This window comes from Pseudanabaena minima str. Chao 2107, from assembly GCF_051131155.1.
GTDB lineage: Bacteria > Cyanobacteriota > Cyanobacteriia > Pseudanabaenales > Pseudanabaenaceae > Pseudanabaena > Pseudanabaena minima.
On the sequence record NZ_CP159508.1, the window covers coordinates 965,310 to 979,970 of the forward strand.

The following is a 14,661-nucleotide window of genomic DNA, read 5'->3' on the forward strand; positions in this document are numbered from 1 at the left end:
GTTTCACGATGAAAATCGCTTTTAGAAAAGATAAGCGTTCATAAATATAAAGTGCTGCAAAAGTGGAACCGAAAAAGCGAGATTTTTTGTTGCTCTGTTAGACTGATAAAAACTTATCTACATCCAGCTAGTGCAACTTCTCTTTCTTCGGGTGGTTTAAGGCTAGGGAACAAGAAGTGATTTTCTTCAACATACTGTGCTCCGAATAGTCCTTTTTCTGCCCAGAAGTATCGATCTGTTGTATGTTCGTTACGTCTTACAAGCAACAGTGCTGGAGGAAGAATGCCATGTGTATGAATGTACTTACGTGCAGCCGTCACAGGCTTATCTTCACCGCTATCGATACTAAATTGAGGAATATGTTCTAGGATTTTGCGCCCTTCTTGGCGACGTCTACTCTTCCGCTTACGTCTCCTTGCCAAATCAATACCTCCTAATTTAGACCCTGAAATGCGATCGGGATTACAAAAACATTGTTATTATAGCTAGGGTAAATAAGAAATTTCAACTTTTCTTTACAAATTTTTGTCACTAGCGTTTTTGTGTACCACAGCCTGATACAGTATTTGGTCAATTTCTTGCAAGTAAATCTAAAAATATTGTTAATTTGCGGCAAAATGATTTAAAGCTTCAGCAAAATCTCGTACCCCTTTAAACTGTCGATATACTGAAGCAAATCTCACATAGGCAACTTCGCTAACATCTTGTAAGTATTGCAACACCATTTCTCCAATTTCTACGCTTGATACTTGATGGCGATCGCGTACTTGTAATTGCGCTTCGATTTCATCAATGATTGATTCTAGAGTTGTTTGTAATACGCCCGTTTTCTCACAGGCACGAATCATACCTCGCAAAAGCTTGGAGCGATCAAAGGACTCACTGGCTCCATCCCGTTTCACAACAGTGATTGGCACAAACTCGATGCGTTCGTAGGTGGTAAACCGACGCTGACAATTAAGACATTCGCGCCTGCGTCGAATACTACAGCCTGCCTCTGCCGAACGAGATTCTAAAACGCGGCTATCGGTATGCTGACAAAACGGACAGAGCATGACATATCTCAAAATGTGGTGTTTGCAATAGAGAGAGCTAGCAAAGCTTTACTCTATCTATATAACTGTAAATTATAGTGGGCAGCAATTACCTATAAAAAGAACAAGAGATTTTTTGAAAGCGTTGCAAAGTAACGCTTTCAAAAAATCTCTTGTTACAGCTGATGTTACGTGGAACTCAGATAATGAAACTCTTGCTGCTAGCATAACAGGGCAACCACGGGGGGATTGCCCCTACCTGTAAATTTTATATCTTGTAAGGGCTGCGCCCCCGTGCCAGCCCTAGACTTACGCCATCGCAAGAATTCCTTCCACGTAACATCAGTTAAAGGTTTGAGTAATACTGTCTTGCCAATCTCAAAGTAGATCTAGCGATATTTGGAGGGTTATGAGAGTGCGCCCCGAAGGGGCGCACTCTCATAACCCCTTTAAGATTGTCATAGTAAAGCCCAAGAATTAGTGGTGCAGCGCGAAGCGCCGCACCACTAATTCTTGGATGGGAAAGGAGTAATTGCGTTAAAATACAAAACGTTACAAAAATTGCATGATCTGCATAAGCTAGATCTTTAGGTAATCACAAATATGGCGGTCAAACCAGATTGGTTGCGGGTTAAAGCCCCACAGTGGGAGCGTGTTGGCAATGTTAAAGAAGTCTTGCGTGACTTGGGACTAAATACTGTTTGCGAAGAAGCATCTTGTCCAAACATTGGTGAATGCTTTAACCAAGGTACTGCCACCTTTTTGATTATGGGGCCAGCTTGTACTCGCGCTTGTCCTTACTGCGATATTGACTTTGAGAAGAAGCCTCAAGCTCTTGATCCGATGGAACCCATTAATTTGGGTGAAGCGGTGCAAAGGATGAATCTAAAGCATGTCGTCGTTACTTCCGTTAACCGTGATGATTTACCCGATGGGGGAGCATCTCAGTTTGTGCGATGCATTGAAGAAATCCGCAAATTGATGCCACAAACTACAATTGAGCTGCTGATTCCCGATCTTTGTGCTAATTGGGAAGCTTTAGAGACAATTTTGGCGGCGCGTCCTCATGTGCTTAATCACAATACAGAGACTGTGCCACGGCTTTATCGTCGCGTGCGTCCACAGGGAGAATATCAGCGTAGTTTAGAGCTACTGCGTCGCGCTCGTGAAATCGCACCTTGGGTCTATACCAAGTCGGGGATTATGGTGGGCATGAGCGAAACCAATGAAGAGGTTTTGGAAGTGATGCGTGATTTGAGAGCAGTGGATTGCGATATTATTACCATCGGTCAATATTTACAACCTTCGGCGAAACATTTAACTTTGCATGAATTTGTCACGCCTGAGCAGTTTGAATCATGGCGAATCGCTGGAGAGAAAATGGGATTTTTACAGGTAGTATCTTCACCGCTTACGCGCAGTTCTTACCATGCAGAACAAGTCCAAGCATTAATGAAGTTGTATCCTAAAAATTTGTCAGTGTAGGATAGCTAAATTCTGAGACTTATCATGCTTTACTAAAAGCTGTTGGATTTTATCGGCCAGTTGCTTCAACTTAACGGGCTTGGTTAAATATTCGTTAGCCCCCACTTTTAGGCATTTTTCATGATCGCCTTCCATTGCTAGAGCAGTCAGGGCAATTATGGGAATAGGCGCAGTTTGCGAGTCAGCACGAATCAGACTAATCGCCTCCAACCCGTCCATCTTCGGCATTTGAATGTCCATGATGATGATATCTGGAGATTGCTCTTTTGCCTTGGCAACTGCTTCTTCTCCATTTTTAGCGATCGCTATCCGATAATTGATCGCAGTCAGATAGGATTTAAATGTTTGGATATTTGCTTCGTTGTCTTCAGCAAGCAGAATAAGCGGCGCGATCGCCATCTCATTATTTACTTTGAGTGGTGATGAAGTGCTTGCAACTGGCTCAGATGCGATCGCGACAGTAGACTGCTGCATTTCATAGGGCAGAGCCACAGTGAATCGACTACATTGTCCAACTACACTCTCAGCCATGACCATACCACCATGAAGTTCAACTATTTGCTTGACTAGAGCAAGTCCTAAACCAGTGCCTTCGTACTGACGGTTGAGATTGCTACTAACCTGTATAAAGGGCTGAAAAAGACGTTGCAAGTCACTAGCGGCAATACCTATGCCAGTATCCAATACTTGAAATACTATCATCGGCAAATTCATTGTTCTGATTTGTTGGGGAATCACGGCTTCTCCTTGCCATGTATCACCTTGACCAAAGGCAACTAGAAGACTTATATGTCCTTCACTAGGAGTAAATTTGACAGCATTGGTGAGTAAATTAATCAACACCTGCCTGATCCGACGCTCTTCAACCTTGATATTGTTTATATTTTGGGGAATGCTACTGGCAACTTGTATTCTCTTTTGAAATGCTAGCTGTTTGACAAAGACCAAACTGGAATTACAGAGATTTTGGACTGAGACTAATTCCACATGGAGTTCCATCATTCCTGATGAGATTTTTGAGAGATCGAGAATATCGTTAATTAGGGATAGAAGATGTGTACCACTTGATTCCACTGTGCCGATCGCACTTAATTGCTTGTCATTTAATGTGCCTAAAAGCTGCTCTTTCAAAACCTCTGATAGCCCCAATATGGAATTGAGCGGCGTGCGGAGTTCGTGGCTCATGTTGGCAAGAAACTCGTCCTTGAGCTTAGTAGCTTTAAGGAGTTCATCATTGACTCTGAGTAGCTCTGCTTCAGTTTGTTTGCGGATCAATAAATCAGCTTGAGTCTGCTGATAAAGATCCGCTTGTTGAACAGCGATCGCTAGTTGGTTGGCAATTTGTTTTACGAAATCAATTTCCATCTCCTCCCACTTGCGAGGACTATCACATTGATGAATGCATAGCAATCCCCATAATTTATCAGACTTCAGCAACGGCACAACCAGATTTGCACATATTTGAAATTGTGATAAGACCTGAATATGGCAATCGCTTAGCCCTGCATTATGAATATCACTGACAGACTGTATTTTGCCTTGTTCATACAATGGGGCATATTGCTCTCCAAAACAATGATCGTGGATTTTGACTGTCATTGCAGATATAAATTTAGGCAAGACTGATTCGGCTACGAATTCTCCATCATTAAATTTAGAGTCAGGATAGAACTCGAAAATACCAACGCGATCCGCCTTCAGAAAGCTCCTGATTTCCTCCACAGTAGTCTGAAAAATAGTTTTAAGATCGAGAGTTTTTCTTATGTTTTGAGTGATTTCTCGGATCACAAATTCTCGTTCTGCTTGTTTACGAATTAATCTTTCTGCTTGTTTAATTTCCTCAATATCAGTAATCGTGCCGAGCGCTCCGATTACTTGATTTTTATCATCCAGTACTTTCTCACCGCGTGATAAAAACCAATGGGGCTTACCATCAGCATTAAGAAGACGATGTTCACAAGAGAACTCCGAAGTCTCTCCTTCTAAATGTATCTGAAATGTATTTCTAAAAAGTTCGCGATCGTCAATGTGAATATTTGTTAGCCAATCATCAAAGTGAATTGGGACTTGACAACCATCATAGCCAAGCCATTCTTTAACCCCGCACTCTAAAACAAATATACCTGTCTGAGCATCCCAATCCCATATCCATACTTTAGCGGCGTTAGTAGCTAATTCATAGTGTTGGGCAATCTCTGCATATTTCCTCTCAGCGATATCCAACTCCATCTGTTTATAATCTTTTACTTCCTCCAAGACTGAAGCCAATGTCGAACCTAAAAAACCAATTTCATTGTTAGGTAAAACAGGCAAAATAAATTTTTCCTGTTTTTCATTATCCGCGATCGCTAACTGAATCTTTGCTAAAGGGCTGAGTACTAAATGACGAATTAACCAACCCATAAATAGTAAAATTACTACGCCACTAAATGACATCGCCAAGATCGACCATAAAGCATTTTTCAACGCTTCATTTTCCATTGCTTGGAGATCCATCGCTACGATCACCACGCCACGATATTTATTTGATTGTGATGGCTTTTGGGATGGATTTTTCCTTAACTCATTAAATACATTGCTAGTAAAAGGCAAAAATTGAACTATGACAGATTTTCCTTCTAAAGTAGTATGGATATCTACTGCTGTGCCATTATGCGATGCTTGCTGCAAATGGGAAACAAACGCAGGGTGAAAATCTGCATAGGCAATATTTGTCCCCATCAGATCCAGCTTACGACTATGGGCAAGTAAATTACCACTAGGATCAACTATTGATATCTCTACTACTGCTGGCAGTGTGGCATAGTTCTGGATAAGCCGTTCTAAGAGAAAGGTTTCATCGTCTTCAATCAACCCTTCACTAGCAAATTCAATCCCCTGAGTAATCGTTTTAGCGCGTTGGTGTACTTGCTCATCTAAATTAAATTTGAGAGATATATAGATAATAGATAAAGCAGTCACTCCTATCACCGCTAGGGATAGACCAAACCCAAGCAGTAATTGCTTAGAGATTCTGTGCTTAGGGGATTGAATGAGTTTTTTCATGATTATACAAAGCCGATATCTCGAAGATAGATTGAGAATTCGTGCACTTTATTGCAGTTTTCCTATGATGGTGATTTTATGTTTTATGCCCCTGCCAATTATTACTGGCTTTTTTGACTAGCTCACCATTAATCTTTATATCATTGCGTATATCTCGACCGTGGCGAGGATCTGATAACAACAATTCACGAGTCTTTAGATAAGCATCTTGTAAGCGCCCACCTTCAAACATGCGCCGATTCATCGCTAGGTCACCTTTTTTTAGACCTTTATAGTCTTCAGCAAATGCTTCAGTTGTCATCCCAAGTTGTTTGGCAATTGAGGCAAAAACTTCCTGTGGTTTAGTCTCCACGGCAGCGATCGCATCAAACCAAGTCTCAATAAAACGCACTAGCTCATCCTGTTTAGCAGTGATGAGATTAGATCGGGTTGCTAAACCATCAATTACAAGACTATCTACATCTGCTGTGGTGTAAATGACCTTACCTCCCACAGCTTTAGCAGTGCTTTGCATCAAAGGTTCCCATAGGGTAGCTGCACTGATCTCGCCTTTTTTAAGCATGTTTACTGCTCGTTCATTGATCACATCGATAACTTCTACATCTTCTGGTTTCATTTGATTTGCTTGAAGCGCTTCGAGTAAAATCAAATGTGAAACAGTACTGAATTTGGCACTGACTTTTTTGCCTTTCAAATCTTTTACGGAGCTGATATCAGGACTTGCAGCAATTCCATCGGAGCCAGCAGAAACATCGACAACCATCACAACAACAGGCTTATCATCGGAAGTATCAACTTGCATTACTTCTGGCAAAGGTACAAAACTCGCTTCTTGAGAACCACGCATCGTGGCTCGGATGTTATCTTGCTGATTGAGAAATTTGACAAGCTCTACATCTAAACCATGCTTGCGAAACAGCCCCGCCTCTTTGGCGTACAAAGCAATTTGATAACCAGCCCAACTATTTAGCCCCACCTTAAATGGTTTTAATGCTCCCGCTTGATTCAAACTACAACCTTTGATTGCGATCGCAGTTAAGGCAGTAATCAGAATGATGATTACAAACCTAAAAAGATTATTTAATTTCATGTTTTTGTCATTACTAACCAAATTTAATATTTGTACTTTTCTTCCTCCCCTTGCAACTACAGCAGTGTAATTGTTTAAATGCCCTTCATCTTCTACTAACAAATGATCATTATTTATAGTTATAAAGTGATTCTCATAGTATTAGATGTTACATAGTTCAGAAGATTTTTTTAATTCTTCTAAACTTCAAGAAAGCACACAAAACTGTAAATAGTCTCTTAAGAGGAACTGAGAATAATGAGGAATTTTACTGCTGGAGTTCATTCAATTAGATACAGCGCTTTGCACTGAATTAAAACTCCAGTTGCCTTGAGAAATTTTTAAAAGGTAATTTCGCAACTCTTTCAAAAATTTCTCTGTAATACTTGAAGTCTCAACAGGCTCTATTGCAAATCACCTAAGCAAAAAATGAATGATTATTACTTTTGCAAGTTAATCATTCATTATAAATTTTATAGAGGAACGTACAACCCAGCCTAGAATCTAGCGATTTCTAGACTACACGAAAGTGCCTAATTAAATGCGACGTATCTAAATAAATTCCATACCCACGGTTAACTCAAATTACTACATAAAACTCATATACAAATCATAAAAACCATAAGGTTTTGCCGATTTCTAATTGATTTATGTATCCTATTCCCTGTATTTACAATAACATAGACGCTCGCAAAAAGATCCACATATTGCACATATATAACAATGAGTAATATAGCAATCCTAAATGGTTTGTGGAAGGACACCCCATTGGGGTGTCCTTCCACAAACCCAAAAAATCCACAAATGATATAGGACTGCTATATAAGTTTTACTAAAAACATGAAAATACAAAAGATAAATGGCGGGGCTTCGCACCACCATTTATCTTTTGTATTTTGAGCAGATGCCTAGATCACGCTTTATACCAAAGTACAAAATGGCATAGCCATTTTGTGTTTCTAAAACCCTCACTGGGTTTGGTTTTTAATTTACAAAAGTATGGCAGCACTTTCATGAATTGGTCTTATCTACTCATTACCTAAACAAGGTAGTTCAAAGCGCCACCTTGTTAAAAAAACGTCAGTTCGACGAAATCGAAAAATGGTAAAAATCGCTAAGCGATTTTTACCATTTTTCGCCATTTGCGGCGTGCGAAGCACGCCGCAAATGGTGATATCGAACTCACGTTAAAAAACATACAGTTGCGCCCCGCAGGGGCGCAACTGTATGTTTTTTTAACATTTATGCTTTTATACTTAATGTCAGACGCATCGTACCTTTTGCTGTCGATGGCAAGACAACGTTTTGCAGCGATCGCTTGATCATCTCCACAAGATTTTTGTCTTTTACGGTCGAAGCGACATCATCCAGTACAAACCTTGTCAATCTACCATTTTGGATGGGAATCTCTAAAACTATAGTGCCTTTGAATCCAGATGGAAGATTGATTGACTGCAATTGTTGAGCGATCGCTTGCTTAGCAAGATTTGCATCTACACCTGTAAGCCCTGTGATATTGACCACTTGCACCTGTGAGTTAGGTGCTTGTTTGCTTACCGTCGTAGGTTCCGCAGGACTATTTGCACCATCAATACCAGTTCTCAGTCTTAGGTTAAGCTGATCACTGCCAGTAACGGCTCCTCCTTGCAATCTTCCAGAAGTGATAAAAGATTGTTGTGGTAAAGCTGAAGGAATTGGAGCCGCAGGTTTGAGAGTTTGATTATTTGCCATCTCTCCTGATGTCATACCAAAATCGACACCCTGAGGCAATTCGACAGGAACTTGAACAGTCATTTTGCTACCATCAGGATTGACACGCACTTCATCACTCACAGCGACAAAGGCGGTGTACTGCGATAGTAAGCGATAGTTGAGCGCGGTCTGGGTAACTGCGTCAACCAGAGACTTGACTTCACCACCAAACATTTGATTCATTAAGTCTTTAATGCGGGCGCGTCCCCATAGCTGGGCAATGCCAAGATTGCTATTGACATCATCAAAATTCACGTTAAGGGTTTGTTCGTAGCGTTCACCACCTGCGGCAATACCTGTGATTTTGAGCTTGCCATTAACGCGATCGCCTTTTTTCCCAAACAGAACTAAAGGTTGCTCAGCAAACAAGTCGGGAACGTTGCTGGGATAGATTTCGGGAACTGCACCCTCTCCTTCCCATTTCACTTGAATATTTGTGAGCACAGGATTATTAATCTGACGGAAGAATTTTTCGGCAACTTCTTGAGTTGGCTCATCTTGACGTACTACTTGCGCTGTGCCTCTTCCCATTTCGGCAACTCGCTCCAGCAAGTAGCGGTTGACAGAACTACCAACGCCAAAACTGTAGAGACGATTCCCTGGTTTGAGATTTTTCTGCACGGCTGCGATTACTTCGTTGTCATTGCCAATGTATCCATCCGTAATCAAGACCACACTGCGAATCCGTCCATCCGATGCAGTGGGAAATTTTGTCACCGCATTGATGCCATTCATTAATTCTGTACCACCGTTCGCATCGACTTGATCGATGTATTTCATTGCTTTCTGGCGGTTAATAGCGTTGTTTTGTAAAGGATAGCTCGAAAGCTGACGAGTGGTGTTAGAGAAGTCAATTATTGTAAATGTATCGTTAGGATTCAATCCATTGATAAACCGACGCATCAGTTCTCTTGATTTGATAATCGGATCACCTGATTGAGAACCTGATGTATCCATCAAGAAGACAACATCCTTCGGCACGATTTGGTCAGCGCGATAGGCGATCGCTGGAATCAAATAGGTAGCAAAATGTGAGCCTTGATCGGTATTTGTAGTGAGAACCGTAGGAACTGTGCGATCACCACTGACTTTGTAGCGCACAATCAAGTCTTTGTTGGGAATGTTATCGCCAGAGGCAAGTTTTAGCTGCACAGTTTCGCCATTGTTCTGGACATCAATGCGATGAGAAGTAGAGTAAAGATTACGAATGGGAACACCTGCATCAATTTGCAGACTGACAGTAATATCATTGCCCGATCGCGTTTCAGGTCGCAGGACAGGAGGATTAATCCGTGAAGCATCGGGAACTTGGATTGTATTGCCCTTAGGATCGATCAATTGTCCTGGGATATAGCGAGGACCTACCACCATCGGAAATACAAATTCATAATCACCCTGTTCAAATTTCAAGCTTTCGGTGTAGCGAATTGTCACCTTAATTTGTTCCCCAGGTTTAATATTTGCCAGAGACTGCGTGAAGATATTATCGCGTTCTTGCTCTAGTAAACCTGCGGTACGTCCTTCTTTTCTGGCTTGATCATAGATTTCTTTGGCTTCTTCCCTTTTTTTGATATCACCTTTAATCACGCGATCGCCGATCTTTATTTCCATATCATCGACAGCCGCTTGATCGGGCAATGGAAATACATAGATAGCTTCTAGTGGTTTGTCATAGGGATTCTGAAAAGTTTGGGTGACTTCCACTCGCGAAATGTTGCCAGATATTTTTCCTTTGACATCAGTATTGGTCAGGGTAAAAGCTTGTTGCTTGCGATCTGATGTTTGCACATATAGCCCACTGACAGGACGATCTTTGGTTGATTCATTGCTAGAACGGCGATCGCTGACTGGTTCCATAGTTCCTGATTTGACCATTGAGCTAGGAGTTGGCAAAGGTTGATTCGTTGGGTTGGACTGAGCCAATGTACGGTGGGCAATCACACCTGCAAAGGCGATCGTCAAAGGGATAGCTATGTAGATAGGCTTGATCGATTTCATGGTAATTCGCTCCTCATTGCCTACTGCATCCTTAAGCTAAACAGTTCGGCAAGGTATTAATATTTCCTAGGATTGAGTCTCCCACCAATATTGATGGTTAGTTTCTCAGTTGCAATTTTCGTAACAACAAAAATCAAAATGGTGGCAAAAAGCATTTTTTGGCACATAAAAAAGCGGTTGCTGCTAGGCAGTAACCGCTTTTTTGTACTTACGGAGAGGGGGAGATTCGAACTCCCGTTAGGTGTGACCCTAAATCTGATTTCGAGTCAGACGCATTCAACCACTCTGCCACCTCTCCAAATATCTTTTGTAGCGTCTTTGGTAAGCAAAGCAGTTGTAATGATATCACGGTATGTGTGATTTAAAACCAAGAAAGTAAAAGGCAGCACGAAGTGCTGCCTTTTACTTACCGAAACCCTTTACCCTGTGATGATTCAGTCCAGAGCATTAGTTCTCCATCAGCATTGGCGGCGGCTAACTTTTTGCCCTGTGGTTGCCATTGCAAAGCGGTGATCTCACCCATTGGCGTTTCTAAAGCCTGTACCCAATCCTTCGCATTTTTCCAAATCGCAATCCTGCCATTTTCATCGGCTGAGGCAAGGACTTCGGTCTTGGGCTTAAAGGCAACAAAGCCCACGGTGCTGTTATGACCTTTGATCACTTCACCTTCCCAGCCAATATTCAGATCAGGGTGCTTTTCCCACACGACTACATCAGAACCGCTAGAGGAAGACAGTAGCGGCGAAGTTTTGCTAGCAGACCAATCAAAGGAGCGAATCTTACCTGGAAAGCCCTGCATTCGCCAAGGAGAAGCATCAAAGTCAGTACCTAACCATTGCATCACCACCACCAAGTTATCGAGGGTACTTGCTACCAGATATTCTCCTGCACGATCCCAAACTAGTTTGGCAGTCGCAGTCGGCATTTCAAACTGAACTGGATCTTCGTACCAATCTTTAGCTGACCAGACTTTAAGCCCACCATCACCACCAACGGAGAGATACTCACCGCTCGGATGCCATGCGATCGCTAAAACCGTTGACTGCTCAAAATGCAAAGTCGTGACAATATCCAGAGTCTCCGCACTCCAGATCTGCACATATTTGCCGAAGCTAAAGGCAAATTCGGGGCGAGTAGGATGCCAAACCAGATGCTCGATCCATGTTTTGCCAAGATCAAGCGTTGCGGCGATCGCTGGTTGCTCCCCATCTAATTTCCATACACGCACCTTGCCATCTTGACCTCCTGCCGCCAGCCAGAGACTATCTGCCGAAAAGTCCAGACAATCTACCGAAACTTCCGTTAGTCCTTGTAATTCCGTTTGCTTGGTGGCAAGATTATGTCCTGCGATCACCTCATCAAAAAGGACAATTTCACCTGATGCAGTGGCAGCGGCAAGATATTTGCTATTGGGTGACCAAGCGATCGCGGTGATATATTCACTGAGCGTGATTTGTGATTGAGGTTTAGGGTTGAGGATTAGAGTTGTCTTCGGCTTGGGCATAGTGATTGTTTTTTGTCTGCATATGGATTTTAACTCAGTGCAAAGCGCTACCTATCACCGCGTGCTAGCATAATTTGATGGGTGTTTTTGTTCCTGCTAACCCAGCACCGCTTTAAACCAAATTTCAGACAATCAGCACAGAAGCTTAGCAAAATGACCAACTTGTTTCCCATCCTCGCCGCATCCGATCCCCTTGTCGCAGGCTTTATCGGCAAAGAAATCGAGAGACAGCGCAATAATATCGAATTAATTGCCAGCGAAAATTTTACATCCCTTGCGGTTATGGCAGCACAGGGATCAGTATTGACCAACAAATATGCCGAAGGACTACCTAACAAGCGCTATTACGGTGGTTGTGAATTTGTAGACGAGATCGAATCGATCGCCATTGAGCGCATCAAAGAATTATTTGGTGCAGCCCATGCGAATGTCCAGCCCCACTCTGGCGCACAGGCAAACTTCGCGGTATTCCTAACCCTGCTCAAACCAGGGGATACCTTCTTGGGCATGGACTTGTCCCATGGCGGTCATTTGACCCACGGCTCACCTGTGAATGTGTCAGGACTCTGGTTTAACAAAGTCCATTACGGCTTAAATAAAGAAACTGAGCAGTTAGATTTTGATTTAATTCGCGATCTTGCCTTGCAACATAAGCCCAAATTAATTATCTGTGGTTACTCGGCATATCCAAGGATTATTGATTTTGCTAAGTTCCGTGCGATCGCTGATGAAGTGGGCGCATACCTGATGGCAGATATCGCTCACATTGCGGGATTAGTTGCCTCTGGACATCACCCTAACCCTATTCCCTATTGCGATGTTGTCACTACTACCACCCACAAAACTCTGCGTGGTCCTCGTGGTGGTTTGATCATGACTCGTGATGCTGCCCTTGGTAAGAAATTTGATAAGTCAGTTTTCCCTGGCTCGCAAGGTGGTCCCCTCGAACATGTGATTGCCGCAAAAGCTGTCGCCTTTGGTGAAGCATTGCGTCCTGAGTTTAAAACTTATTCTGGACAAGTAATTGCGAACTCACAAGCTCTTGCCGCTCAATTACAAGAACGTGGTTTGAAACTGGTTTCCAATGGTACTGACAACCACTTGTTGCTGGTCGATCTCCGCTCTATCGGTATGACTGGCAAGGTTGCTGACCTATTAGTAAGTGGTATCAATATCACTGCTAACAAAAATACAGTTCCCTTCGATCCTGAATCACCTTTTGTGACCAGTGGTTTGCGTCTCGGCTCTCCTGCGATGACTTCTCGCGGATTGAAGGAAGTTGACTTCCGCGAAATTGGTAATATCATTGCCGATCGCCTACTAAGCCCAGACAGTGATACTGTTCAAGCGGATTGCATTGCTAGAGTTCAAGCTCTATGCGATCGCTTCCCTCTCTATCCTGAACTAGAGTATCCGACAATTAATGCCAAAGAACCTGCTCTAGCAGTCTAATCTCAAATAGAAAGGGACGCAAAGCCTCCCTTTCTCTTTTGATAGGCACATATTGAACGTTTATGAATGTAAGTTTCTCAATACCTAAAGAACTAGAATCTTATGTTGAAGTCCAGATTCAGTCTGGGAATTATGCCAATGTAGGAGATTATTTTCTATCTTTGTTGCAGCAAGATTGATAGCGAAAGGAAGCTCAAACTAAACTAGCTAGTTTGTTGCAAGAATGGCTAGACTCGGAAGCTGAACCCTTAACCACTACTTACTGGAAAGATTTGCGGCGATCAGTATTGGGTCAATAATGAGTATGGCTTTTCAAGAGATTGTAAGAGATCGCGCAACTCAAGATATCAGACGACAAGCAAATTATATTCTGGCAAACGGTAATCAAGAAAAGGATTTTTTAAGGATTTATACGATCGCCGCTAGTCATCAAGGTTAGAAAGAAGATCTTGAAATATCTCGCATTTTTTCTGAAGCCACTCAATTGTGAAACCTTTTTGTCGCAATATGCTCAAATAAGCCGCAGTATATGGTTGACTACCTTTAAAGACACCAATAAGCTCTTCATAGCATTTGATTATTTCTTGATAAGCTTGCCTTTCTGAATAGGTTGGATCACCAGTTTTTTGTAGTGCTTCGTATAGTTCCGTAACCATAGTGTTAGTGATTCTGCGTATCTTTTTTCGTTCGTCAACTAACTGCTCTCGCTCATTAAGCCTAAAAAGCTTGATACACATTGCACCCCGAAGACTGTCATTTACAGGAGACATAATCCCAGTGTGGGGATCAACAGATAGATGAAGCTCTGGATTATCATCTTCTAATTCGCTGATTGGATTAATCAGTAGGGGTTTTTCGTTGATTTCCTCATTAGGAGCTTGAGCGTGTCGTCCAACAACGGGAAAGAGTGTACTTTTAGGCTGATTACATATTGCACAAGAAGGAAGTAGATTGCGCCAATCATAGGCTAACCAGTAATAGCCAGGGTGGGGTTCCCCTGTATCAATTCCATTCTCATCCTTTAAATTAATCACTTTACGATTCTCATCCATAATTCCTGCCTTGGGGCGAAAATGCTCGACTTGAGGATATTGGTTGTCTTTAATTGGGCTTTCACAATAGGTACAGCGACCGTAAAATGGTGCGCCTTTAGTAACAAAATAGCTCTTTTTAATACTATCTCTTTTGTATAGTTTCTCGTTAATTTTTGGGTTTTCGCCTTTAGTAACTGAATCTATCGCCTTTTGGGTTTCCTCTTGACAGTCACGAATCCACTTTTTCCAGATGTCACTATCTGGCTCCTGAACAAAGATTTTCCTCAC

11 protein-coding genes and 1 tRNA gene are annotated in these 14,661 nt (G+C 42.2%); 4 read left to right on the forward strand and 8 right to left on the reverse strand.

The annotated features are described in order from the left end of the window. Positions 1–113: 113 nt before the first annotated feature. On the reverse strand, positions 114–422 hold the full coding sequence (locus ABM313_RS04165) for a DUF3155 domain-containing protein (RefSeq protein ID WP_040689531.1): 309 nt from the start codon (positions 420–422) through the stop codon (positions 114–116). Between the two features lie 180 nt (positions 423–602). Further along, positions 603–1,055, reverse strand: coding sequence for a transcriptional regulator NrdR (gene nrdR, locus ABM313_RS04170; protein ID WP_434686437.1), 453 nt, complete (start codon positions 1,053–1,055; stop codon positions 603–605). 582 nt (positions 1,056–1,637) lie between these two features. On the opposite strand from nrdR, the gene lipA reads away from it, so the two are divergent. Then, the gene (gene lipA, locus ABM313_RS04175; protein ID WP_434686438.1) at positions 1,638–2,519 is read left to right on the forward strand and encodes a lipoyl synthase; all 882 of its coding nucleotides are present in this window, start codon (positions 1,638–1,640) and stop codon (positions 2,517–2,519) included. Here the strand turns inward: lipA and ABM313_RS04180 are convergent. The 5 genes from ABM313_RS04180 to ABM313_RS04200 form a co-directional block, all read right to left on the reverse strand. Then, complete coding sequence (locus ABM313_RS04180) at positions 2,511–5,564, reverse strand: response regulator (RefSeq protein WP_434686439.1); 3,054 nt, start codon at positions 5,562–5,564, stop codon at positions 2,511–2,513. The two genes, lipA and ABM313_RS04180, sit on opposite strands and share 9 nt — an antisense overlap. 76 nt (positions 5,565–5,640) lie before the next feature. After that, complete coding sequence (locus ABM313_RS04185; RefSeq protein WP_434686440.1) at positions 5,641–6,654, reverse strand: ABC transporter substrate-binding protein; 1,014 nt, start codon at positions 6,652–6,654, stop codon at positions 5,641–5,643. Between the two features lie 1,221 nt (positions 6,655–7,875). Then, on the reverse strand, positions 7,876–10,383 hold the full coding sequence (locus ABM313_RS04190; RefSeq protein WP_434686441.1) for a VIT domain-containing protein: 2,508 nt from the start codon (positions 10,381–10,383) through the stop codon (positions 7,876–7,878). Positions 10,384–10,594: 211 nt separating this feature from the next. Next, a tRNA-Ser gene (locus ABM313_RS04195) sits at positions 10,595–10,681 on the reverse strand. Positions 10,682–10,789: 108 nt separating this feature from the next. Beyond that, on the reverse strand, positions 10,790–11,887 hold the full coding sequence (locus tag ABM313_RS04200) for a WD40 repeat domain-containing protein (RefSeq protein WP_434686442.1): 1,098 nt from the start codon (positions 11,885–11,887) through the stop codon (positions 10,790–10,792). A gap of 153 nt (positions 11,888–12,040) precedes the next feature. Between ABM313_RS04200 and glyA the strand changes: the two genes are divergently transcribed. From glyA to ABM313_RS04215, 3 genes are all read left to right on the forward strand, one after another. Continuing rightward, positions 12,041–13,339 (forward strand): serine hydroxymethyltransferase, encoded by a 1,299-nt coding sequence (gene glyA, locus ABM313_RS04205; protein ID WP_434686443.1) that lies wholly within the window; start codon positions 12,041–12,043, stop codon positions 13,337–13,339. Positions 13,340–13,401: 62 nt separating this feature from the next. Beyond that, the gene (locus tag ABM313_RS04210) at positions 13,402–13,518 is read left to right on the forward strand and encodes a ribbon-helix-helix domain-containing protein (RefSeq protein ID WP_434686444.1); all 117 of its coding nucleotides are present in this window, start codon (positions 13,402–13,404) and stop codon (positions 13,516–13,518) included. Positions 13,519–13,643: 125 nt separating this feature from the next. Further along, positions 13,644–13,778 carry a hypothetical protein gene (locus tag ABM313_RS04215; RefSeq protein ID WP_434686445.1) on the forward strand — a complete coding sequence of 45 codons (135 nt, stop codon included), beginning with the start codon at positions 13,644–13,646 and terminating at the stop codon, positions 13,776–13,778. On the opposite strand, the gene ABM313_RS04220 is transcribed toward ABM313_RS04215, so the two are convergent. Next, positions 13,762–14,661, reverse strand: a complete 900-nt coding sequence (locus ABM313_RS04220; protein WP_434686446.1) for a hypothetical protein — start codon at positions 14,659–14,661, stop codon at positions 13,762–13,764. The two genes, ABM313_RS04215 and ABM313_RS04220, sit on opposite strands and share 17 nt — an antisense overlap.

Coding starts and splice junctions, on each gene's coding strand:
- nrdR (WP_434686437.1), bottom strand. CDS start 1,055: ATGCTCTGTCCGTTTTGTCAGCATACCGATAGCCGCGTTTTAGAATCT.
- lipA (WP_434686438.1), top strand. CDS start 1,638: ATGGCGGTCAAACCAGATTGGTTGCGGGTTAAAGCCCCACAGTGGGAG.
- ABM313_RS04180 (WP_434686439.1), bottom strand. CDS start 5,564: ATGAAAAAACTCATTCAATCCCCTAAGCACAGAATCTCTAAGCAATTA.
- ABM313_RS04185 (WP_434686440.1), bottom strand. CDS start 6,654: ATGAAATTAAATAATCTTTTTAGGTTTGTAATCATCATTCTGATTACT.
- ABM313_RS04190 (WP_434686441.1), bottom strand. CDS start 10,383: ATGAAATCGATCAAGCCTATCTACATAGCTATCCCTTTGACGATCGCC.
- ABM313_RS04200 (WP_434686442.1), bottom strand. CDS start 11,887: ATGCCCAAGCCGAAGACAACTCTAATCCTCAACCCTAAACCTCAATCA.
- glyA (WP_434686443.1), top strand. CDS start 12,041: ATGACCAACTTGTTTCCCATCCTCGCCGCATCCGATCCCCTTGTCGCA.
- ABM313_RS04210 (WP_434686444.1), top strand. CDS start 13,402: ATGAATGTAAGTTTCTCAATACCTAAAGAACTAGAATCTTATGTTGAA.
- ABM313_RS04215 (WP_434686445.1), top strand. CDS start 13,644: ATGGCTTTTCAAGAGATTGTAAGAGATCGCGCAACTCAAGATATCAGA.